At 40.0% G+C, this 22,568-nt stretch carries 30 protein-coding genes; 2 read left to right on the forward strand and 28 right to left on the reverse strand.

The annotated features are described in order from the left end of the window. Positions 1–70: 70 nt before the first annotated feature. From acpP to KFO35_RS03175, 5 genes are all read right to left on the reverse strand, one after another. Complete coding sequence (acpP, locus tag KFO35_RS03155; protein WP_002294295.1) at positions 71–313, reverse strand: acyl carrier protein; 243 nt, start codon at positions 311–313, stop codon at positions 71–73. Between the two features lie 120 nt (positions 314–433). Beyond that, positions 434–1,435, reverse strand: coding sequence for a phosphate acyltransferase PlsX (gene plsX / locus KFO35_RS03160; RefSeq protein ID WP_002315510.1), 1,002 nt, complete (start codon positions 1,433–1,435; stop codon positions 434–436). Positions 1,436–1,483: 48 nt separating this feature from the next. Further along, the gene (gene recG, locus KFO35_RS03165) at positions 1,484–3,520 is read right to left on the reverse strand and encodes an ATP-dependent DNA helicase RecG (protein ID WP_002315509.1); all 2,037 of its coding nucleotides are present in this window, start codon (positions 3,518–3,520) and stop codon (positions 1,484–1,486) included. Positions 3,521–3,637: 117 nt separating this feature from the next. Then, positions 3,638–5,320 (reverse strand): DAK2 domain-containing protein, encoded by a 1,683-nt coding sequence (gene fakA / locus KFO35_RS03170; protein ID WP_002290465.1) that lies wholly within the window; start codon positions 5,318–5,320, stop codon positions 3,638–3,640. A 51-nt stretch (positions 5,321–5,371) separates the two neighbouring features. Beyond that, the gene (locus KFO35_RS03175) at positions 5,372–5,734 is read right to left on the reverse strand and encodes an Asp23/Gls24 family envelope stress response protein (RefSeq protein ID WP_002290464.1); all 363 of its coding nucleotides are present in this window, start codon (positions 5,732–5,734) and stop codon (positions 5,372–5,374) included. Positions 5,735–6,003: 269 nt separating this feature from the next. Between KFO35_RS03175 and rpmB the strand changes: the two genes are divergently transcribed. Together rpmB and KFO35_RS03185 are read left to right on the forward strand one after the other, a co-directional pair. Then, positions 6,004–6,192 (forward strand): 50S ribosomal protein L28, encoded by a 189-nt coding sequence (gene rpmB / locus KFO35_RS03180; protein WP_002290463.1) that lies wholly within the window; start codon positions 6,004–6,006, stop codon positions 6,190–6,192. A 238-nt stretch (positions 6,193–6,430) separates the two neighbouring features. Beyond that, entirely contained in the window at positions 6,431–9,100 is a 2,670-nt protein-coding gene (locus tag KFO35_RS03185) for a YfhO family protein (protein ID WP_002315507.1), read from the forward strand. Positions 9,101–9,554: 454 nt separating this feature from the next. Here KFO35_RS03185 and truA read toward each other — a convergent pair whose 3' ends face one another. The 23 genes from truA to rpsQ form a co-directional block, all read right to left on the reverse strand. After that, positions 9,555–10,301, reverse strand: coding sequence for a tRNA pseudouridine(38-40) synthase TruA (gene truA / locus KFO35_RS03190; protein ID WP_002315506.1), 747 nt, complete (start codon positions 10,299–10,301; stop codon positions 9,555–9,557). 203 nt (positions 10,302–10,504) lie between these two features. Beyond that, entirely contained in the window at positions 10,505–11,302 is a 798-nt protein-coding gene (locus KFO35_RS03195; protein WP_002315505.1) for an energy-coupling factor transporter transmembrane component T family protein, read from the reverse strand. Continuing rightward, positions 11,292–12,161, reverse strand: a complete 870-nt coding sequence (locus KFO35_RS03200) for an energy-coupling factor ABC transporter ATP-binding protein (RefSeq protein WP_002315504.1) — start codon at positions 12,159–12,161, stop codon at positions 11,292–11,294. The genes KFO35_RS03195 and KFO35_RS03200 overlap by 11 nt, the downstream gene beginning before the upstream one ends. Next, positions 12,137–12,976: an energy-coupling factor ABC transporter ATP-binding protein gene (locus KFO35_RS03205; protein WP_002290456.1), complete on the reverse strand. Its 840-nt coding sequence runs from the start codon at positions 12,974–12,976 to the stop codon at positions 12,137–12,139. The genes KFO35_RS03200 and KFO35_RS03205 overlap by 25 nt, the downstream gene beginning before the upstream one ends. Positions 12,977–13,247: 271 nt before the next feature. Next, positions 13,248–13,628 carry a 50S ribosomal protein L17 gene (gene rplQ / locus KFO35_RS03210; RefSeq protein ID WP_002288716.1) on the reverse strand — a complete coding sequence of 127 codons (381 nt, stop codon included), beginning with the start codon at positions 13,626–13,628 and terminating at the stop codon, positions 13,248–13,250. Positions 13,629–13,655: 27 nt separating this feature from the next. Further along, positions 13,656–14,594 carry a DNA-directed RNA polymerase subunit alpha gene (locus KFO35_RS03215; RefSeq protein ID WP_002288715.1) on the reverse strand — a complete coding sequence of 313 codons (939 nt, stop codon included), beginning with the start codon at positions 14,592–14,594 and terminating at the stop codon, positions 13,656–13,658. Between the two features lie 79 nt (positions 14,595–14,673). Continuing rightward, a complete protein-coding gene (gene rpsK, locus KFO35_RS03220) occupies positions 14,674–15,063 on the reverse strand; it encodes a 30S ribosomal protein S11 (protein WP_002288714.1) in 390 nt (129 codons plus the stop codon). A 27-nt stretch (positions 15,064–15,090) separates the two neighbouring features. Beyond that, a complete protein-coding gene (gene rpsM, locus KFO35_RS03225) occupies positions 15,091–15,456 on the reverse strand; it encodes a 30S ribosomal protein S13 (RefSeq protein ID WP_002288713.1) in 366 nt (121 codons plus the stop codon). A 17-nt stretch (positions 15,457–15,473) separates the two neighbouring features. Further along, complete coding sequence (gene rpmJ, locus KFO35_RS03230) at positions 15,474–15,590, reverse strand: 50S ribosomal protein L36 (protein ID WP_002288710.1); 117 nt, start codon at positions 15,588–15,590, stop codon at positions 15,474–15,476. A gap of 32 nt (positions 15,591–15,622) precedes the next feature. Further along, the gene (gene infA / locus KFO35_RS03235) at positions 15,623–15,841 is read right to left on the reverse strand and encodes a translation initiation factor IF-1 (RefSeq protein WP_002288695.1); all 219 of its coding nucleotides are present in this window, start codon (positions 15,839–15,841) and stop codon (positions 15,623–15,625) included. 190 nt (positions 15,842–16,031) lie between these two features. Next, positions 16,032–16,679 carry an adenylate kinase gene (locus tag KFO35_RS03240; RefSeq protein ID WP_002288690.1) on the reverse strand — a complete coding sequence of 216 codons (648 nt, stop codon included), beginning with the start codon at positions 16,677–16,679 and terminating at the stop codon, positions 16,032–16,034. Positions 16,680–16,740: 61 nt separating this feature from the next. Further along, a complete protein-coding gene (gene secY, locus KFO35_RS03245) occupies positions 16,741–18,036 on the reverse strand; it encodes a preprotein translocase subunit SecY (protein WP_002288688.1) in 1,296 nt (431 codons plus the stop codon). Next, positions 18,036–18,476, reverse strand: a complete 441-nt coding sequence (gene rplO, locus KFO35_RS03250) for a 50S ribosomal protein L15 (RefSeq protein WP_002288687.1) — start codon at positions 18,474–18,476, stop codon at positions 18,036–18,038. The genes secY and rplO overlap by 1 nt, the downstream gene beginning before the upstream one ends. Before the next feature lie 43 nt (positions 18,477–18,519). After that, a complete protein-coding gene (gene rpmD, locus KFO35_RS03255) occupies positions 18,520–18,699 on the reverse strand; it encodes a 50S ribosomal protein L30 (RefSeq protein WP_002290455.1) in 180 nt (59 codons plus the stop codon). Positions 18,700–18,713: 14 nt separating this feature from the next. Next, on the reverse strand, positions 18,714–19,214 hold the full coding sequence (gene rpsE / locus KFO35_RS03260) for a 30S ribosomal protein S5 (RefSeq protein ID WP_002288681.1): 501 nt from the start codon (positions 19,212–19,214) through the stop codon (positions 18,714–18,716). A 20-nt stretch (positions 19,215–19,234) separates the two neighbouring features. Further along, positions 19,235–19,591 carry a 50S ribosomal protein L18 gene (gene rplR / locus KFO35_RS03265; protein WP_002288679.1) on the reverse strand — a complete coding sequence of 119 codons (357 nt, stop codon included), beginning with the start codon at positions 19,589–19,591 and terminating at the stop codon, positions 19,235–19,237. Positions 19,592–19,751: 160 nt separating this feature from the next. Continuing rightward, positions 19,752–20,288, reverse strand: coding sequence for a 50S ribosomal protein L6 (rplF, locus tag KFO35_RS03270; protein WP_002309839.1), 537 nt, complete (start codon positions 20,286–20,288; stop codon positions 19,752–19,754). 31 nt (positions 20,289–20,319) lie between these two features. After that, entirely contained in the window at positions 20,320–20,718 is a 399-nt protein-coding gene (gene rpsH / locus KFO35_RS03275; RefSeq protein ID WP_002288675.1) for a 30S ribosomal protein S8, read from the reverse strand. 35 nt (positions 20,719–20,753) lie between these two features. Next, positions 20,754–20,939, reverse strand: coding sequence for a type Z 30S ribosomal protein S14 (locus tag KFO35_RS03280; RefSeq protein WP_002288673.1), 186 nt, complete (start codon positions 20,937–20,939; stop codon positions 20,754–20,756). Positions 20,940–20,957: 18 nt separating this feature from the next. Continuing rightward, positions 20,958–21,497 (reverse strand): 50S ribosomal protein L5, encoded by a 540-nt coding sequence (gene rplE / locus KFO35_RS03285; protein WP_002288671.1) that lies wholly within the window; start codon positions 21,495–21,497, stop codon positions 20,958–20,960. Between the two features lie 27 nt (positions 21,498–21,524). Then, positions 21,525–21,833, reverse strand: a complete 309-nt coding sequence (gene rplX, locus KFO35_RS03290) for a 50S ribosomal protein L24 (RefSeq protein WP_002288670.1) — start codon at positions 21,831–21,833, stop codon at positions 21,525–21,527. Between the two features lie 36 nt (positions 21,834–21,869). Then, positions 21,870–22,238 carry a 50S ribosomal protein L14 gene (rplN, locus tag KFO35_RS03295; protein ID WP_002288669.1) on the reverse strand — a complete coding sequence of 123 codons (369 nt, stop codon included), beginning with the start codon at positions 22,236–22,238 and terminating at the stop codon, positions 21,870–21,872. A gap of 57 nt (positions 22,239–22,295) precedes the next feature. Beyond that, positions 22,296–22,562, reverse strand: coding sequence for a 30S ribosomal protein S17 (gene rpsQ / locus KFO35_RS03300; protein WP_002288668.1), 267 nt, complete (start codon positions 22,560–22,562; stop codon positions 22,296–22,298). Positions 22,563–22,568 lie beyond the last annotated feature (6 nt).

A 22,568-nucleotide genomic window follows, 5' to 3' on the forward strand; every position in this document is an offset into this window, starting at 1 on the left:
TCAAAAAGATTAAAAAAAGAAGGATAAAAAGTTGCATACAACTTTTTATCCTTCTTTGCTTTTATTGAAATTATTTGAGATGGCTGCTGATATAATCTACTGCGCCGCCAACTGTTTCAATTTGTTCAGCGTCTTCATCTGAAATTTCTGTACCGAATTCATCTTCAAGTTCTAAAACGAACTCCATAATACTAATTGAATCAGCTTTTAAATCATCTTTGATGTTCAATTCATCCGTCACTTTATCGGTATCTATCTCAAAATGATTTGAAATAATTTTCGCTACTTTGTTAAATACTTCTTCGCGAGTCAACTTTTTCACCTCCAAGAATCATACACTTGTCAATTACCTACACCATGGCTAATTTTACTGACATTTTTCAGGAATGTCCACCTTTTTTTAACGAATCGGATTGCCTCAGCTATCTGAATATTATTCTTCGCTTTTTTCAAATTGTTCGACTAACTGTCCTACTACATTTGTTTCAAGCATCGTGTGGATTTGGCGGATCGTATAGCGGACAGCATCAGGACCTGTTGCTCCGTGGGTTTTAATGACTGGTGCTTTCAAGCCAAACAAAACAGCTCCGCCATGTTTGGAATAATCCATTTCAGATTTCAAAGAACGCAAGCCGTCTTTTAAAAGCATGGCGCCCATTTTCCCTTTGATCCCTTCGTTTAGAATAGCGGATTTTAATAGATCCATCATATTCATTGCCGTTCCTTCAATGGATTTCAAAACAGCATTGCCTGTAAATCCATCTGTGACTACTACGTCAGCCACACCATTGAGCAACTCGCGCGCTTCTACATTTCCAATGAAATTCAAACTTGTTTCATTCTGAAGAAGTTCATAGGCTTTTTTCGTCACTTCACTACCTTTTGTGGCTTCTGTTCCGTTGTTTAAAAGAGCAACGCGGGGACGTCCGATCCCTCGGACTTTACGTGCATAGAAAGAACCTAAAATACCGTATTGCAACAAATGTTCTGGTTTGTTTTCTGCGTTAGCGCCAAGATCCAGCATATCGAAACCGGCACCTTCTTTTCCTACTACTGGCAAAGTAGACATCAAGCCAGGGCGTTCGATATTTTTGATACGTCCTACGATGAACAAACCCGCTGCTAGCAGCGCACCTGTATTCCCTGCTGAAAATATAGCATCCGCTTCGCCGTTTTTCACTGCTTGTGCAGCAAGGACCATTGAAGCAGTCTTTTTCCGTCGGATCGCTTTTACTGGCTCATCATCACTATTGATTTTTTCGTCTGTATGGATAATCGTGATGTTTTTTTCATTTATTAAGTATTTCTTGATTTCTGCTTCTTTTCCGTAAAGTAAGAATTCTACTTCTGGAAAATCTTGCTGCGCTAAAGCCACGCCTTCTACAATTGCTTGAGGTGCGTGATCTCCGCCCATTGCATCTACGGCAATTTTCATTGTTCCCACTCCTTTTTCCATCATCATTATAAAGTATAGCATAGTCTGCTAATCGAAATAACGATTATCCTGATTTTCTATCTGGAGGCTTTGTGCTAGAGGCTGATACTCAGGCAGCATCTGCCAATTCTTTATCTGCCAAAGAGCTGCAGCCTCTTCTCTGGCTACCTCCAAAACATTTCCATCTGTCACCAAGTCAGCAATCGCAAATTGAGGTAAACCAGATTGTCGGAAGCCGAATACTTCACCGGGACCGCGTAATTCCAGATCTTTTTCACTTAGTACAAAACCATTGGTGGTCTCTGTCATGATTTTCATCCGCTCCACGCCTAGTTCATTTTTGGGATTAGCAACTAAGATACAGTAGGAAGCATCACTTCCGCGTCCAACACGTCCACGAAGCTGATGCAGCTGTGCCAAACCAAATCGATCCGCATCCATAATCAGCATGACGGTTGCGTTTGGCACGTTTACCCCTACTTCTATTACCGTAGTAGAAACTAATATCTGCATCTGGTTATCTTTGAAAGCTTCCATGATCACTTCTTTTTCCTGATTCTTCATTTTACCATGTAACAAGCCAACTTCATATTTTGGTGCAAATAATTCACGAAGTTTTTCATAGATTTCCACTGCGTTTTTTACGTCTAATGCTTCTGATTCTTCGATCAGTGGACAGATGACATACATTTGATGTCCTCTTGCCAGTTCTTTCCTTGTCCAATCCAGTACACTGTCTAATTGAGGTGTTCTTACCCAGCGTGTTTCAATCGGGATACGTCCAGCTGGAAGTTCATCAATGATCGATACATCCATTTCACCGTACGCTGTGATAGCTAGCGTTCTAGGGATCGGAGTGGCTGTCATAAACAAGACATCAGGTCGCCAGCCTTTTTCACGAAGGACTTTCCGCTGATTCACACCAAAACGGTGCTGTTCATCCGTAATAACTAGACCTAAATTCTGAAATTCAACTCCATCTTGGATCAATGCATGTGTACCGATCACGACGTTGATTTCTCCTCGTTCTAGTTTTTCAAGGAGTTCCCGTCGTTCTTTTGTTTTCGTTGACCCTGTAAGCAATGCGACCGTTACTTCATTGGGATCAAACAGCTGTTGCAAACTTTCCATGTGCTGTTGTGCCAAGATTTCGGTAGGCACCATCAACGCACCTTGGAAACCCGCTATAACGGTGGCATATAATGCGATTGCGGCAACCACTGTTTTTCCGCTACCTACATCTCCCTGCAAAAGTCGCTGCATATGTTGAGGACTGCGAAGATCCCGACAGATTTCATTCGTTACCCGTTTTTGGGCATTTGTCAGTTCAAAAGGCAACTTTTGAGTAAATTCTTTTAATTTTTGGACATCATAAAGGATCTCCAAGCCATTCGTTTCTGCTTTTTCTGCTTTTTTCAATCCTTGAAGACGCATTTGAAATAAAAAGAATTCTTCAAAAACGACACGTCGTTTGGCTTGGTGATTTTCTTCGTGGTTTTTCGGAAAGTGCATACTTCTTACAGCAGAAGCTCGGTCAAGTAGTCGATATTTCTCCACAAGGTTGTTCGGCAGGTTTTCTTCGATCAATGTGCCGTATTCTTGAAACCCTTTTTTGATTAGATCAACTAATGTCGTTTGACGAATCGATTTGTTGACGTGATATATCGGCGAAAAGTCATCCATTGTTTGAGAACCTAATATCTTCATCCCGTTCAAGGCTTTACGCTTTGCATCCCATTTACCGTATACAGCGATTTCCTCCGATAAAATGACTTTTTCTTTTAGATAAGGTTGATTAAAAAAAGAAACGTTGAACACATCATGTTCTTGCATCATTCGAAATTGCAATCGGCTTTTTTTATAACCAAATCGATTCATCACAGGAGGAGAGACTACGATTCCTTTCAAAGTAACCTTTTCTTGATCTTGGATCTCGTTTAGATTTCTTTCCTGAATATCTTCGTAGCGAAAAGGATAATAAGTCAGTAAGTCTTCAATCGTTTGGATGCCCAAGCTGGCAAGACTAGCCGCTCTTTTTTCTCCGACTCCTGCCAGCATAGTGATTGGATCATCTAAAGAACGCATATATTTTTTCCTCCCTCCTTTAACAAAAAAAGGACTTGGTCAGTGATCATACCTGATCACTAACCGAAGGCCTTTTATGAATGAATACTGTGTTAGAAAGATATTCTGTCACAGGAATTATTCAGCAGAAAATAGATAAGGATAGACAGGCTGATCTCCTTGGTGGATCTCGATTTCCAAATCAGGATGTTTTTCTGTTAGTTTCTCAGCAAATTCATTTGCTTGTTCAACTGTTCCTTCATCACCTGCTAAGATCGTTACGATCTCTGTGTCCTCATTGATCATTTGTTCTAGTGTGCTTAACGCTGTTGCTGTGATATCTGGGTTAGAGATCATGATTTTTCCATCGATCATGCCTAAAAAGTCGCCTTCTTTGATCTCTACACCGTCGATTGAGGTATCTCTGATTGCGTGAGTGACTTGACCACTTACGACGCTAGACAACATTTCTGTCATCGTTTCTTTGTTTTCTTCTAAAGAAGCTTGATCATTGAATGAAAGCATAGCCGTCAATCCTTGAGAAATCGTTCTTGAAGGAACAACTGCTACTGGGATATCTGCTACTTCTGCCGCTTGATCAGCTGCCATGAAGATGTTTTTGTTGTTCGGTAAGACAATCACTTTATCTGCGTTCACTTCTTGGATCGCTTTAACGATGTCTTCCGTACTTGGGTTCATTGTTTGCCCACCACTGATAACATAATTAGCGCCTAAACTTTCAAACAGCTCTTGGACGCCTTTACCAGCAGCGATTGCTACGATACCATACGGGATACGTGGTGTTTCTTTTTTCGCAAACTCGTTCACTTCTTCATCGTGTTCCAAAATCGTCTCATGCTGCAAGCGCATGTTGTCGACTTTGATTTTGACTAATGAACCGAATTTTTGTCCATAGTTCAAGACTTCTCCTGGGTTTTCTGTATGCACGTGGACTTTGATGATCTCGTCATCATTGACCACAAGTAAAGAATCTCCAATACCATCTAAATAGTTACGGAATTCTTCGTAGTCGAACGTGCTATCAACAGTAGGCCCTTCACCGATTTTCACCATGATCTCTGTACAATAACCAAAATGGATATCTTCTGTCGCCATTTGTCCTTGGACACTGCGATGGTGCTCTGCATTGACCATATCATCCATTTCTGCTGGAGAAGGTTCATATGTTTCATCCGCTTGGAATTCTCCATTCAATGCGCTTAAAAAGCCCTCATAAACAAACAGTAATCCTTGTCCTCCACTGTCTACAACACCGACTTCTTTTAGGACTGGAAGCAAGTCTGGGGTTTTAGCTAAAGCACGTTTTGCTCCTTTTACAACAGCTGTCATCACTTCAACGACATCGTCTGTACTCTTCGCTTTCTTTTCTCCAGCTTTTGCTGCTTCTCTAGCTACTGTCAAAATCGTTCCTTCTACTGGTTTCATTACTGCTTTATACGCAGTTTCAACACCATGAGTGAATGCTGCAGCAAGATCAGAAGCATTTAATGAGACAACATCTGGAATTTGCTTAGAAAATCCTCGGAACAATTGAGACAAAATAACGCCGGAATTTCCGCGCGCACCCATCAGCAATCCTTTTGAAAGCATTGCTGCTAATTCTCCTACTTTTTCTGAGGTTGAATCTACTACTGCCTTCGCTCCACTAGTCATAGATAGATTCATATTTGTTCCCGTATCGCCATCTGGCACAGGGAATACATTTAATGAATTGACGTATTCTGCATTTACTTGCAGACGATTCGCACCAGCCTGCACCATTTCCTGGAACTGGCTTGCACTTATTTCTGTTACACTCACCTAGATAATCCTCCTTCAGATCGACTGCTGAGTTATCAGCCAGTCTCCTGCCTAGTCTGGCAGTACACGAACACCTTGTACAAAGACATTAACTGAATTGGCAGCTACGCCTAATAATGCCTCTAGATTGTATTTCACTTTTTCTTGGACGTTGCGAGAAACTTCAGAGATTTTCGTACCATAGCTGATAATCGTATAAACATCTACAGCAATACCATTATCTTCTTGGCGGACAACTACTCCTCTTGAGTAATTTTCTTTACGCAAAATCTCAGTAATATTATCTTTAATTTGATTTTTGCTGGCCATTCCTACAACACCGAACACATCTGTCGCGGCGCCACCAACAACTGTTGCAATTACATCATTGGTAATTTCAATGGTTCCAGCTGACGTTTGAATTTTTACAGCCATGAATGAGCCTCCTTAACGGGTAAAATACTCCCATTTTTCTTCTATCATATTTTATCATAGCGCAACTTGAAATAAAAGGCAGTTACCCAAAGTACTCAAAAACCTTGCAAAATTTCAGGTATAACCCTGTTTAATTTACAATTATTCTTCACAAATGTCAATTGTATCCATGAAAATGTACTTGCAAATTTCCAATCTATATGATATGTTAGTCTGGTATGAGCTGAATTATTCTATTGCTCCAAATCAAGGCAAAGGAGGAAATTACCATGGCAAAAGTTTGTTACTTTACAGGTCGCAAGACAAAAAGTGGAAACAACCGTTCACACGCTATGAACTCAACAAAACGTACTGTTAAACCTAACTTACAAAAAGTTCGCGTTATGGTCGACGGAAAACCTAAAAAAGTTTGGGTGTCAACTCGTGCTTTGAAATCAGGAAAAGTTGAACGCGTTTAATTGAATGATACTTGGACCGTTCAGATAGTGAACGGTTTTTTATTTAATAAAAATTTTGGCGGGTGGAATTTTTGATTCCTCCCCTTTTTTTGTGTTTATTTTTGTTATACGAACAAATTATGAAGTTATTTATTCCCAAATTTTATTTTTTTATGAAAACTAGACTCTTTTTAAGCAGAGAAAAACAAGGATATGATAAACTAAATACAACTTCATAGAAATTTGGTGGAAAATAAATATGAAAAAAAAATTAAAGTCATTTTTTAGAGAAAACGGACGCTACGCAGCAGCTAGTTTCCTGATTCCGTTTTTGATTTTAGCACTTGTTTATCTAAGTATCGGGATCTATCCCGGGAGCAGCAGAAGTATTTTGGCAAGTGATGCCTTTTCACAATTTTCTAATTTTCATGCAAGCTTCCGAAATGTCCTTCTTGGAAAGCAAAGTATTTTCTATACATGGAATGCTTCTCTGGGCTTGAATTATCTGTCTTTGATTTCTTATTATCTCGGCGGGATCTTCACGCCACTGGTTTTCTTCTTTCCAAACCAGATGATGCCAGATGCACTTTATGTTCTGACTTTGCTTAAAGTCGGCTGCGCCGGATTAGCTTTTTGGTTTCTTGCACGCACGTTCAAGATTCCTCGCTGGGGGCATGTTGCACTTAGCGTCAGTTACGCATTGATCTCATTCATTACTGCACATTCGGAGATCATCATGTGGCTGGATGCTTTTGTTTATCTTCCATTAGTGATTTTGGGGATTCATCGTGTCATGGATCTGAAACGGCCGAAACTTTTATTCATCAGCTATTTGCTCTTGTTTCTATCCAGTTTTTATATGGGCTTCATGATTGGTGTCTTTTCTTTCTTATATTTTATTGCCCGTCTATTGACAAACTGGTCAGAATACAAAAAATCGATTGTTCCTTATGGGATCACTTCTTTACTGGCAGGCGGCGCTTCAATGATCATTGTATTGCCAGCAGTACTGGATCTTCGGTCAAATGGCGAAGCATTGAGTCAAATCACTACGTTGAAAACAGAAGCGACTTCTTATCTGGATCTGATCATGAAAAACATGATTGGTGTTTATGACACCACAAAATACGGTTCGATTCCGTTCATTTACGCAGGTCTGCTTCCGCTGGTCCTTTGCTTGTTTTATTTTGCCAGTCGGAAAGTACCGTTGAAAAATAAGTTTTTGTACGGTGGTCTTTTCGCCATACTTATCGCAAGTTTTTATCTTGTTCCATTGAATTTGTTTTGGCATGGTATGCATGCACCGAATATGTTTTTATTCCGTTATGCCTATCTGTTCTCTTTCTTAGTTCTCCTGCTTGCAGGAAAAGGATGGGAAAGGATAGAACAAGACGATCGTGGGCTGTTGTTAGGAATCATTTTGGTCGTAGCTGCTCTCTTTGCGGTGGCATGGGGCATCAAACCTGAAGGAAGCTACACCTATGTGACGATGACTTCCTTTGTATTGACAGTTGTTTTCTTAGGGATCTATGCTTTTGCTGTGGGATTTTATCAGCATAAAAAACTTTCCTTCAACCATCTAAGTATATTGTTGTTATTGATCATGTCCGCTGAGGCATTAGTCAATACGAACAGCATGATCCATGGTATCCTTGATGATTGGAATTATGCTTCCCGCAGTTTGTATACGGATCCTTATCCTGACTTGAAAGCTCTTGTAAATGAAACAAAAGAAGATTCTGACTCGTTTTACCGCTTGGAAAATCTGGATCCGGTATCGTCAAATGATTCGATCAACTACGGTTACAGCGGCATCAGCTTGTTTTCTTCTATAAGAAATCGTAATTCTTCCTCTTATCTGGATACATTAGGGTTCCGTTCAAGAGGAACAAATTTGAATATCCGCTACAATAATAATACTTTGCTGATGGATGGCTTTACAGGAATCAAATACAACATTTCTAAGAACGAAAGCACGTTCAGCAAATATGGCTTCCGCCAAGCTGGTCAAAGCGGCGACTATACACTGTATCAGAATGTCAATGCATTGCCACTGGCATTTACCGCACCGTTATCCGTTAATGATATTGAGCAGCCCGTAACAGATAATTTAACTAGTCAGACAAATTTGATCAATACATTATCTGGTCTAAATGAACAGTATTTTACATTCTATACGCCTACTTTGAAGAATCAGTTAAATACGACGATCACAAAAACAACGACTGGTGTGACTTATTCAGAGACGGCAGATAATCAACCAAAAGAGCTCACATGGGAAGTCCATGTACCTGCAAATACACAAGCTTACTTAAGCTTATTCCCAACCAATTTTGCACAATTAGAAAGTTCTAGTGCAACGATCACTGTCAATGGTACATCAAGGAAAACGCAAATCAATATTTCTGGACAATACTATGATCTTGGCTATTACCCTCAAGAGACAACGGTGACATTTACTGCAAGTTTTTATGGGACGAAAGAAGTAAGTTTCATGGAGCCGAAAGTCGTTGGTCTAGATGTTGTAGCCTATCAAGCCGCAATGAATCAGATCAAAGAAAAAGGTGTCGAAATGGAAGCCTCTGGCAGAAAAGCTTCTGGAACTGTAGATACCGCAGAAGATTCTATGTTGGTGACAACTATTCCTTACGACAAAGGATGGAAAGCCGAGATCGATGGGAAGCCAGTCAAAGTCAGCAACTTCAAAAACGCATTCTTGATGCTAAAAGTTCCAGCAGGTAAACACACGGTTACTTTCAGCTACTTGCCTGAAGGATTTATGATAGGTGCAATCCTTTTTGTACTATGTATTGCATTGTTTATTCTTTATGTCTGGTACCTTGACCGCAATCGCCCCTTTTATGGCACGATTGATCCAACAATAGAAGAAAAACCGCGAAATACACACAGAAGAAGACGAAGAAAATAAAGAAACGATGGAACCTGTTCAGACTGTCCGCATCAAGGGCAATCAAAACAACGTTCCATCGTTTTTTGGTTACAAAAAAGTAGTGTGGCAAAAAGAAGGTTCACTTATCCATGCTTCGTTCACAAGTCGCGATATTCATCAAACGTGAGAAGCTGTTTTTTGAAATTGCTCCTTGTGACTCAGAGTTAAACGGCAGGCTCACGACCTCTTTCTTAAACGGTGTTCAATCAGCTGTCCTTCGGTATTAGCTCAACAAACGGCAAAATATGAGGAACTATTTTTCCGCTTGTTTCTCTAATACTCAGGTCAAAACGCTGATTTCACAACCTCTTCCTTAAACGGTGTTCAAAAACTTGCATCTGCGGCAATAAGCCCAACCAAACGAAAAATATGAGGAGCTATTTTGGTTTGGCTGTTCTTATTGCTTGATGCAAGACAGCTTTTTTACAACCTCTTATTCATATTTCACTTCATACAAATAAAGTCCTTCAGGATGTGCTGTAGGTCCTGCTGCATTACGATCTTTTTTCGCAATAATCGCTGGGATACTATCTTCAGGCAATCGGCCATTACCAATTTTCAATAGCGTTCCTACTAAGATACGTATCATCTTATACAAGAAGCCATTTCCTCTAAAAGTAAACAACAGTTCGTCTTTTGTTTCATTGACCTCCATCTTAGCCTCATAGATCGTACGTACTTTATCCTCTATCGAGCTTCCTGATGCACAAAAAGAGGTGAAATCGTGGGTCCCCAATAAATCAGGTAGCGCCCGCTGGATTTTTCCCAAATCAAGTGGGTAAGGATAATAACTGGCATAATGACGTCGAAAGGGACTGCGTGGCTTGCCTATATCCACTCGAAATTGATAAGTTTTTTCTTTGACCAAATATCTTGCATGAAATTCTTCTGAAACGATTTCTACTTTTCTTACAGCGATATCCTCTGGTGACTGGGTATCTAACGCAAAACGCATTCGTTCTAATGGGCGTTCTTCTGGATAATCAAAATGGATCACTTGCCCGATTGCATGTACTCCGGCATCTGTCCTTCCCGAACCAAAGACCGTGATTTCTTTCCCGTTTGCCATTCTTTGTAATGTTTTTTCTACTTCTTCTTGAACAGTACGTCCATTTGGCTGTTTCTGGAACCCATTGAAATTTGTTCCGTCGTATGCAATGATTGCTTTGTAACGTACCATGGTTTTCTCTCCTTTGTTTCTAAAAAGTTGTCTAGAAATAGTGGTTTTTCCAGATAATGTTGTTTGTTCTTTTTTTCAAATAAAAGAAAGAGGCCTGTGACATTAGTCTGCCACAGACCCTAATGCTTCTTGTCATACACTGTTCGCATCCTTTCTTGCAAATAGATTAGCAAGAAAAGGATAGATAGCGGTCCATTGAACGTTTATCCTCTTAAAAAGATCAGCAGCACGGTTAATAATATAAAAGCAATGATAACCATCGTGTCTCTATTATGCCAATGCAAGACACGATATTTCGTTCTTCCTTCCCCGCCCTTGTAGCCCCTTGCTTCCATAGCGGTCGCAAGATCTTCCGCTCGGTTGAAACTGCTAACAAATAAAGGAATCAGCAAAGGAATGACTGCTTTCATTTTCTGAACTAGATTGCCTTCACCAAAGTCAACACCACGCGCGCGCTGAGCGTTCATGATCTTTTCTGTTTCATCCATCAATGTAGGCACAAAACGAAGCGCAATCGACAGCATCAAAGAAATTTCGTGGACTGGGAACCGTACGGCTTTCAATGGACGAAGCAAGTACTCAATCGCATCAGATAATTCCAAAGGCGGTGTAGTAAGCGTGAGTAGCGTCGACATAAAAATAATCAACACGAATCGGCAGAAAATAAAGAGACCGTTCATCACACCAAATTCAGTGATATGGAAAACACCCCAACTCCAATAAGTTTCTCCGCCACTAGTAAACAAGACTTGCAAAGCTACAGTAAAGAGGATCAGCCAAATCAATGGGCGAATACCTCGGATAAAAAATTTCAAGTCTACTTTTGATAAGAAGACAGAAAATAATGTGAAAACTGCCAATACAAGATATGTTTCCCAATTATTTGCTAAAAAAATGATACCAATAAAATAAAAACTGGCTAATAATTTGGCTCGGGGATCCAATCGATGGATCAAGGAATCTCCTGGCATATAACGACCAAATATCAATTTATTCATCATGGGCATTTCCTCCAGCAGAATGGATGATGGCGTTTGCTAATTCTTCAGCTGTCAAAGGTAAGGTAGTGAAGTCCATCCCTTTAGCCATTAATTCTTCTGCAAATTCTGTGGCAGTAGGTACACCTAACTGTTTTTCTTTTAGCCATTCGATGTTTTGAAAAACCTCTTGAGGCTGCCCGCTATTAACGATTCGCCCCTTCTCCAGTACATAGACATAGTCTGCAAAATTGGCTACATCATCCATTAAATGCGTCACTAAAACAATAGTAATCTGTTGTTCCTTATGAAGACGCCAAAACATCTCCATCATTTCTTTTCTTCCCTGAGGATCAAGTCCTGCCGTTGGTTCATCCAATACAAGTACTTCAGGCTTCATGGCAAGCACACCAGCGATTGCTACTCTACGCATTTGCCCTCCTGAAAGTTCAAATGGTGAACGTTCCAAATAGCTTTCATCCAGTCCAACTTGTTCTAATGTTTCTTTTGCTAGTATCAGCGCTTCTTCTTCACTGACACCAAAGTTTTTAGGACCGAAGGCAATATCTTTTGCCACCGTTTCTTCGAATAGCTGTGCTTCTGGAAACTGAAAGACGATGCCGACTTTTTTTCGGATAGGCTTTAGATTTTTATTATCCGTATCTGGCTGAATGTCGCGTTCTCCAATATGGACGGTACCGCTTGTTGGCTTAACAAGCGCATTCAAATGTTGGAGTAAAGTTGATTTCCCGCTTCCGGTATGCCCTACTAATGCAGTATAACTGTTTTCTTTGATCGTCATATTGATGTCAAATAAGGCTCGTTGTTCAAATGGTGTATTCGGCTGATAAGTGAAGTCTACTTGTTCAAAACGGATGTCCATAACCAATCCACCATCCTTTCTTCTGTCATATATTCACTTGGCACATCTACCCCACGTTCTTTCAGTGCACGTTTCAGTTTTTCAGGAAATGGTAGATCTAGACCTAAATCGATCAGTTCAGGCCCCGCAGAAAAGATTTCTTTTGGTGTACCTTCACGGACAAGTTCTCCTTGTCTCATCACTAGTATCCGATTAGCATTAGCTGCCTCATCAATATCATGAGTGATAGATATAACGGTCAATTGACTTTCTTCTTTGATCTTCTTGATCGTAGAAATCACTTCTTCACGGCCTTCTGGATCTAGCATACTTGTTGCTTCATCTAAAATAATGATATCAGGTCGTAAGGCAACCACGCCGGCAATAGCAACACGTTGTTTTTGTCCTCCTGATAAACGAGCAGGCTCGCGTGTAGCAAACTCAGCCATTCTAACTTTCTCAAGTGCATCTTTCACACGTATCAGCATTTCTTCTCTGGGAATCCCTTGATTTTCAAGACCAAACGCAACGTCATCTTCTACTGTCGAACCAACGAACTGATTGTCTGGATTTTGAAAAACCATTCCAACCATTTGCCGGATCGTCCAAATGTTTTCTTCATCCAATACTTGATTTCCGACTTTCACGACCCCTGATTCTGGCAGAAGTAGCCCATTGATTGTTTTGGCAAGTGTCGATTTTCCTGAACCGTTGTGTCCAATAATAGCGATCCACTCACCTTTATCAATTGTAAAGGAGACATCTTTCAATGCGGGGCGAAGATCATCTGGCTGGTATTTGTAATTTATTTTCTCTAATTCAATAATTGGCTCCATGATTACTCCTTCTTCATCCTAAAGTTCCTACTAACACTATCAAAAAAAGACAAAATTTTCAATTATTTCTCGCTTAAAATGTTTTTTTATGCCTTCAAGCAGAGCTGTCATGACAGTTAATTGAAGGTATAAAAAAACACTTTATGATGAGTGCTTACTCCCCAAGCGATATTCGCTTGAGGAGCAGCGCTGAGCTAGACTCGGAAAAATATCTTCCAACATCATAACACTCTAAAAGAATCATCTATAAAGTGATGTTATTAGTGTGATTTTAGACAAGTTCTAAGACAACCATTGGTGCACCATCACCGCGTCTTGGTTCTGTCTTCAAAATGCGTGTGTATCCGCCTTGACGTTCTGCGTAACGAGGTGCAATATCGTTGAATAGTTTTTGTAAAGCTGATTCAATGACGATGTCCTCATTTTCTTCACGCACGCTGGCAACTTCATTACGTACGAAAGCCGCAGCTTGACGACGTGCATGCAAATCTCCGCGTTTACCTAAAGTGATCATTTTTTCTGCAGTTGAGCGAACTTCTTTCGCACGAGCTTCAGTAGTCACAATACGTTCGTTGATTAATAAATCAGTTGTTAAATCACGCAACATCGCTTTACGTTGGCTAGATGTGCGTCCTAGTTTACGATAACTCACGTTGGTTTCCCTCCTTCGTAAAAGGTTTTAATCTTCTTTACGTAAACCTAAACCTAAGTCGTGCAATTTTGCTTTAACTTCTTCTAATGATTTACGTCCTAAGTTACGGACTTTGATCATTTCAGGCTCAGATTTATTTGTAAGTTCTTGTACAGTATTGATTCCTGCACGTTTCAAACAATTGTAAGAGCGAACAGACAAGTCTAACTCTTCGATCGTCATTTCCAACATTTTTTCTTTTTGTGTTTCTTCTTTTTCGACCATGATTTCAGCATTTTTTGCTTCATCAGTTAAGTTCACAAAAATATCCAAATGTTCAGTCATGATTTTCGCAGATAAACTCATTGCTTCCAACGGTTCGATTGAACCATCTGTCCAAATCTCCATCGTCAATTTATCAAAATCTTCACGGTGTCCAACACGTGTGTTCTCAACTTGATAGTTCACACGACGAACAGGTGTGTAGATTGAATCGACTGGAAGAACGCCAATTGGCATATCTTCTTTTTTATTTTCATCTGCTTGAACATAACCACGTCCAGGTTTCACTGTTAAGCGAGCATGGAACGTAGCTCCTTCAGAGACACTACAGATGTACATATCTTTGTTAAGAATTTCTACATCACTATCAACGATAATATCGCCAGCAGTTACTGTAGCAGGTCCGGTAATATCGATTTCAAGGGTTTTTTCTTCTTGGCCATACATTTTCAGCGCTAAGCCTTTAATGTTCAAGATGATTTGAGTGACGTCTTCTCTAACACCTTTAATGGTAGAGAATTCATGCAGTACACCATCGATTTGAATATTAGTGATGGCAGCACCTGGCAAAGAAGATAATAAAATACGACGTAGGGAATTCCCTAAAGTAGTCCCATACCCTCTTTCAAGAGGTTCAACGATGAACTTGCCATAATCTTTTTCTTCATCAATTTTTGCGATTCTTGGTTTTTCGAACTCAATCATTCTTATCTTTACCCCTTTCAAAACGAAAAGTGTCTTGTTCAATGACGTTACTGATAAAACTCAAAATGAGCGGCACTCATTAAACACGACGGCGTTTTGGAGGGCGGGCACCATTATGAGGAACTGGAGTCACGTCACGAATTGCAGTCACTTCTAAACCTGTAGCTTGTAATGAACGAATTGCTGCTTCACGTCCAGAACCAGGTCCTTTAACTGTTACTTCAACAGTCTTTAATCCGTGTTCCATTGCTGCTTTTGTAGCAGTTTCTGCTGCCATTTGAGCGGCAAAAGGAGTTGATTTTTTGCTTCCTTTGAAACCTAATGAACCAGCTGATGACCACGCTAATGCATTTCCGTGAGTATCAGTGATCATGATGATAGTGTTATTGAATGTAGAATGGATATGTGCAATACCTGCTTCTATATTCTTCTTCACACGGCGTTTACGATTCACTTTTTTTGCTGCCATGAAGTTTTAACCTCCTTCACTTAAGAATTATTTTTTCTTGCCAGCGATAGCGCGAGCTGGGCCTTTACGAGTACGTGCATTGTTTTTCGTGTTTTGTCCACGAACAGGCAATCCACGGCGATGACGGATTCCACGGTAAGAACCGATTTCCATCAAACGTTTGATGTTCAAGTTCACTTCACGACGAAGATCCCCTTCAACTTTTAATTTATCTACTTCTGCACGGATAGCATCTGTTTGTTCATTCGTTAATTCACGAACGCGAACATCTTCAGATACACCAGCATCAGCTAAGATCTTTTTAGCAGTAGTGTTACCAATACCATAGATATAAGTAAGTGAAACTACCACACGTTTATCACGAGGAATATCTACTCCTGCAATACGAGCCATATTTATAGCACCTCCAATTATCCTTGACGTTGTTTATGTTTTGGATTTGCTGGGCAAATCACCATAACGCGTCCTTTACGACGAATTACTTTACAATGTTCGCACATTGGTTTTACTGATGGTCTTACTTTCATGATAATACCTCCTGTAGTTTTACGGAGTACAATTATTTAAAGCGATAAGTAATACGGCCACGGTTAAGATCGTATGGAGACAATTCAACCGTTACTTTGTCACCAGGTAAGATACGGATGTAATGCATACGAATTTTACCTGAAACAGTAGCAAGAACTTGGTGTCCGTTTTCTAGTTCAACTTTAAACATTGCATTCGGCAAAGTTTCGACGACTGTACCTTCGACTTCAATCATATCTTCTTTTGCCACGCACAGTACCTCCTTGTACTTGTTTCGCATTTTCACACGATAAAATGGCGGAAACTGCAGTTCCCACCTCAAAATTCTCAAAATGGATCATCTAGAGGATTCTCTAGAAGTCGGACTGACATATTCTATCATAATTTATTGAACTTGACAAGAGTAACTGCATAATGCAAGTCGGCTACGGGCAATCGTGCTATTTTTCAATGATTTTTTGTACATCTGCAAATACAGCATCGATTTCACGAGCACCATCAATAGTGTTTAGCAAACCTTGTTCTTTATAATAAGCCAAGATTGGTTCACTATTTTTGATGTTGATAGCCAGACGATTTTTAACCGTCTCAGGTTTATCATCTTCTCTTTGATAGAATTCATGCCCACCGCAACGATCACATGTGTCTTCAACTTTTGTAGGGTTGAAAATTTTATGGTAAGTTGCTCCACAATTGCTGCAGATAAATCGGCCGGCTAGACGTTCGACCAAGATTTCTTCACCAACATGGATATCGATGACAGCATCAATTTTTTTATTCAAATCTTTTAGCATTGCGTCCAGAGCTTTTGCTTGATCTAGTGTACGTGGAAAGCCGTCTAATAAGAAGCCTTTCTCTGTATCTGGTTCAGCTAGTCGCTCTTTCACGATTCCATTTGTTACTTCATCAGGAACTAATGCACCTTTATCCATATAAGACTTTGCTTCCAGGCCAAGAGCTGTTTCGTTTTGCATCGCTGCGCGGAACATATCTCCTGTTGAGATGTGCGGAATACCATAAGCGTCAATGATTTTTTCAGCTTGTGTTCCTTTACCTGCGCCTGGCAGCCCCATTAAAATGAGGTTCATTGTTTTCCCTCCTAATAAATGTGTGAGAACGTGTGTTGAGGAAGAACCTCAACACGCTTTCTTACTCAATGAATCCAACATATTTACGTTTCAGCATTAAGCCTTCTAACTGTTTCGCAGTTTCTAAAGCTACACCGATAACGATCAGTAAGCTTGTACCGCCTAATCCGATTGATTGTGGAAGATCCCAAACCATTTGAGCAATGATTGGAAGTAATGCCACTAAACCAAGGAAGACTGCACCAACTGTACTTAAACGCATCAGTAATCTTGAGACATACTCTTCAGTCCCCTTACCAGGGCGTACGCTTGGTATATAACTTCCTTGCTTTTGCAAGTTTTCCGCTAATTTCTCAGGGTTTACTTGTACAAAGGCGTAGAAGAAAGTGAAGGCAACGATCAGAATCGTATAAATCGTAGCACCAGGTGCTGTATTATAGTTAAAGATCTCCATCATCACTTTATACCAGTTTTCAGAACCGAATCTACCACTCAATGCTTGTAAAACAGCATTTGGCGTAGCAATAAACGAACTAGCAAAGATAACTGGAATAACTCCAGCTGCATTTACTTTCAACGGCAGATAGCTGCTTGTAGGCGCGCCAGCGACACGTTTCGTATATTGGATCGGGATCTTGCGTTCAGCTTGTTGGAAAAATGTTACGAATGTCACGATCAATAAGACCGCTACTAATAAAATGGCCACAAAAATAGCAGATTTCCATATGTCTGAAGGATCGATATTTATAAAGTAATCTTCATAAATTTCTCTGATACTTTCAGGCAATCTAGAAATGATACCTGCAAAAATGATCATTGATACGCCATTTCCGATACCTTTTTCTGTGATCTGTTCTCCTAGCCAAGTAACAAACATCGTACCGGCTGTTAGAATCAAACCGATCGTTACGTAAGTTGCTACGTTAGGATTATTCACGAAACCTAATTGAGCGTATTGGTTGAATCCAGCAGTGATACCGACAGATTGGATAAATGCCAATACTAATGTCAGATATCGAGTGGCTTGATTCAATTTTTTACGACCCACTTCCCCTTGTTTCGACCATTCAACAAATCGAGGCACGATGTCCATTTGAAGAAGCTGAATGACGATAGAAGCAGTAATGTATGGTGAAACCCCCATTGAGAAAATGGAGAAGTTTTGCATCGCACTACCACTTACCAAGTTCAACATGTTGAAAAATGGCAAAGAAGAAAGGTTTTGCAATGAAGCAGCATTTACGCCTGGTACAGTGATATGTGCACCTAGGCGAAATACAAACAACACAAATACAGTAAATAGGATTTTCGATCTAATGTCTTTTACTTTAAAAGCATCTTTTAATAGTCTAAACATTAGATCACCTCGATTGATCCACCAGCCGCTTCAATTGCTTCTTGAGCTGCTTTAGAGAATTTTGCTGCTTTCACAGTTAATTTCTTGTTTAGTTCCCCGTTAGCTAATACTTTGATTCCAGCTTTTTCGTTTTTCACGATTCCAGCTTCAACTAAAGCAACAGGAGTTACTTCAGCTCCGTCTTCAAAGCGGTTCAATACATCAAGATTGATGACTGCATAGTCTTTACGGTTCACGTTTGTGAATCCTCGTTTTGGTAAACGACGGAACAATGGTGTTTGTCCCCCTTCAAATCCTAAACGCACACCACCGCCTGAACGGGCTTTTTGTCCTTTTTGTCCGCGTCCGGCAGTTTTTCCGTTACCAGATGAAGTACCACGACCAACACGGTTACGTACTTGGCGTGAACCTTCAGCAGGTTTTAATTCATGAAGTTTCATAGGTTTGGCACCTCCTTAATGTTCTAGTTCTGATTTTTTTTAATTAAACTTCTTCAACGTCCACTAGGTGAGAAACAGTATTGATCATGCCTTTAATTGCTTCATTAGAAGGCTTAACCACTGAACTGTTAATCTTTGTAAGACCTAACGCTTTAACTGTATCGCGTTGGTTTTGAGGACGTCCGATAATACTGCGTTTTAAAGTAACTTTTAATTCAGCCATTATTGTTGTCCTCCTTATCCGATTAATTCTTCAACTGATTTGCCGCGAAGTTCTGCAACTTCTTCTGCACGTTTCAATTGTTTCAAACCTTCAACTGTTGCGCGAACAACGTTGATTGGTGTATTTGAGCCTAAAGATTTAGAAGTGATATCTGCTACCCCAGCTAATTCTAATACGGCACGAACTGGTCCGCCAGCAGCAACCCCAGAACCTTCTACAGCAGGTTTCATTAGGATTCTACCACCACTAAAAGCACCGATTACTTCGTGTGGGATTGTTGAACCAACCATAGGTACTTCAACTAAGTTTTTCTTCGCATCTTCAATTGCTTTACGGATTGCTTCAGGAACTTCTTGAGCTTTACCTGTACCAAATCCTACGTGTCCGTTTTTGTCACCGACAACAACTAAAGCAGCAAAACGTAGACGACGTCCACCTTTAACAACTTTTGTTACACGGTTAATTGCAACAACGCGGTCTTCTAATTCCAAATGTTTTGGATCGATATAAACCATGAATGGTATTCCTCCTTCTTCTAAAATTCTAGTCCATTTTCGCGAGCAGCTTCAGCTAAAGCTTGCACACGGCCATGGTAAAGGTATCCACCACGGTCAAAGACTACTACTTTAATGCCTTTTTCAGCTGCACGTTCAGCAACTAGTTTACCGACAGCTTGTGCTGCTTCTGTTTTTGTTCCACCTGAAATTTCTTTATCCAAGGTAGAGGCACTTGCTAGCGTTACACCCGCTACGTCATCAATAATTTGAGCGTAGATGTTTTTGTTAGAACGAAAAACGTTCAAGCGTGGGCGCTCAGCAGTACCAGAGATATTGTTACGTACACGACGATGTCTCTTTTGACGTGTTTTGTTCTTATCTGGTTTTGTAATCACAATTGTCACCTCTTTATTTTTATTGTACTACTATTTCAAGCAGTAAATACGTTTCGAAAAATAGAAGCTGCGGCACAAGTAAAAATTTATTTTTTTGAAGGTAAACTTCAGCCAAATACCTTTTTCCTGCTGCTGGCTTCTATGCAATTTTTCTAAACGATTATTTACCAGTTTTACCTTCTTTACGGCGTACATATTCGCCAACATAACGAATACCTTTACCTTTATAAGGTTCTGGAGGACGAGTTCCGCGAATATTTGCAGCTAATTCGCCAACTTCTTCTTTGTTCGCACCTTTAACAATTACTTGTGTGTTAGCTGGTACTTCAACAGTTACTCCAGCTGGTGGTGTGATTTCTACTGGATGTGAGTAACCAACGTTCAATACAAGTTTTGATCCTTGTAATTGTGCACGGTACCCAACCCCGATTAGTTCTAACGCTTTTTGGAATCCTTCGCTGACACCTACAACCATGTTGTTGAAGTTCGCACGAGTTGTTCCATGAATTGTTTTCATTTCTTTACTGTCGTTTGGACGAGTGAAAGTCACTTCGTTTCCTTCGATATTCATTTTGATATCTGCTGAGAAAGTACGAGTCAATTCACCTTTTGGTCCTTTAACTGTAACGTTGTTTCCTTCTTGAGTAACTGTTACTCCTTCAGGGATCACAACGACTTTATTTCCGATACGGCTCACTTAAAGACACCTCCTTGTAGATTCTACTTGATTACCATACGTAAGCGATAACTTCGCCGCCGATATTTTTTTCACGAGCTTCTTTATCAGTGACAACACCTTCAGAAGTCGAAATGATTGCGATACCTAAACCGTTCAATACTTTTGGTACTTCGTCAGCTTTGACATAAGCACGCAAACCTGGTTTAGAGATACGTTTTAAGTTTGTGATAACACGTTCGCCGTTTTTACCAAATTTTAGGAAAACACGGATCACGCCTTGTTTGTCATCTTCGATGTATTCAACATCACGAACGAAACCTTCACGTTTCAAGATTTCAGCGATGTCACGTTTAATTTTTGATGCAGGTACTTCTAAAGACTCATGTTTAACCATGTTTGCGTTACGGATACGAGTTAGAAAATCTGCAATTGGATCTGTCATGACCATTGATCTTTTACCTCCTTCTTATGCGAATTTACTTTTTACCAGCTAGCTTTCTTCACGCCGGGAATTTGACCTTTATAGGCAAGTTCGCGGAAGCAAATACGGCAAAGATGGAACTTACGATAAACTGAATGTGGACGTCCGCAACGTTCGCAACGAGTATAAGCTTGTGTTGAAAATTTTGCAGGACGTTTGTTTTTAGCAATCATTGATTTTTTAGCCACGTAGTTCGCCTCCTTTAATTATTTTTGGAATGGCATGCCTAATTGTGTCAACAACTCACGAGATTCTTCATCAGAGTTTGCTGTTGTTACAATAACGATGTCCATACCACGTACTTTATCTACTAAATCATAATCTACTTCTGGGAAGATCAATTGTTCTTTAATACCTAAAGTATAGTTTCCACGACCGTCAAAGGCTTTTTTACTTACACCATGGAAGTCACGTACACGTGGTAGTGAAACTGAAACCAATTTGTCTAAGAATTCGTACATTCTTTCTCCGCGCAATGTAACTTTTGCACCAATTGGCATTCCTTCACGTAAACGGAATCCAGCGATTGATTTTTTAGCTTTTGTAATCATTGGTTTTTGACCAGTGATCAAAGTTAATTCTTCAACTGCTTTATCTAAGTTTTTAGCGTTTGATACCGCATCACCAACACCCATGTTGATGACGATTTTTTCAACTTTAGGTGTTTGCATAACAGAGCTATAGTTAAATTTTTCCATCAATGATGGAGTTACTTCTTTAAGATATTTTTCTTTTAGGCGGTTCATTCAGTAAGACCCTCCTTCCTTAAACTTTTATTTATCTAAAACTTCACCGGTTTTTTTAGAAACACGGACTTTTTTGCCGTCTACTTCTTTGTAGCCAACTCGGCCAGCTACACCAGTAGAGTCAACCACCATCACGTTAGAAACATGAATTGGCGCTTCCATCTCAACAATTCCACCTTGAGGAGCAGCTTGAGAAGGTTTTTGGTGTTTTTTAACGACATTTACACCTTCGACAATAACTTTATCTTTTTTCGGGAACGCTGCTAGTACAACGCCTTCTTTGTTTTTGTCTTTTCCAGTGATAACTTTAACTTTATCGCCTTTTTTAACAAACATAACTGTTTCGCACCTCCTTTGATAAGTGTCTCAAGATTATAAAACTTCTGGTGCTAGTGAAACGATCTTCATGAAGTTGTTTTCACGTAGTTCACGTGCAACTGGCCCAAAGATACGTGTTCCACGAGGGCTTTTATCATCACGAATAATCACTGCAGCATTTTCATCAAATTTAATATATGAACCGTCTGTACGACGAGCTCCTGATTTTGTTCGAACGATAACGGCTTTAACGACGTCACCTTTTTTGACAACCCCACCTGGCGTTGCTTGTTTAACCGTAGCAACGATCACATCACCGATGTTAGCAGTTTTACGACCAGATCCACCAAGGACTTTGATCGTCAAAATTTCACGTGCGCCTGAGTTATCAGCGACTTTTAAACGACTTTCTGCTTGGATCACGTTGTGTATCCTCCTTTCAGATTTTGCATTCAATCTATATAGGAAAATCTCGTGTTATTAGATAATAACTGCTTCTTCGACTACTTCCAACAAACGGAAACGTTTTGTAGCTGATAATGGACGAGTTTCCATAATTCTCACGATGTCGCCAACTTTTGCTGTGTTGTTTTCATCATGCACTTTGTATTTCTTAGAATAGTTCATGCGTTTGCCATAGATAGGGTGGTTTTTCTTTGTTTCGACAGCAACGGTAATTGTTTTATCCATTTTGTCTGAAACCACGCGACCTTGATAAACTTTGCGTTGATTTCTTCCTTCAGTCATACGCTT

Origin of the sequence: Enterococcus lactis, assembly GCF_015751045.1 — a bacterium.
In the GTDB taxonomy this organism is placed as follows: Bacteria; Bacillota; Bacilli; order Lactobacillales; family Enterococcaceae; genus Enterococcus_B; species Enterococcus_B lactis.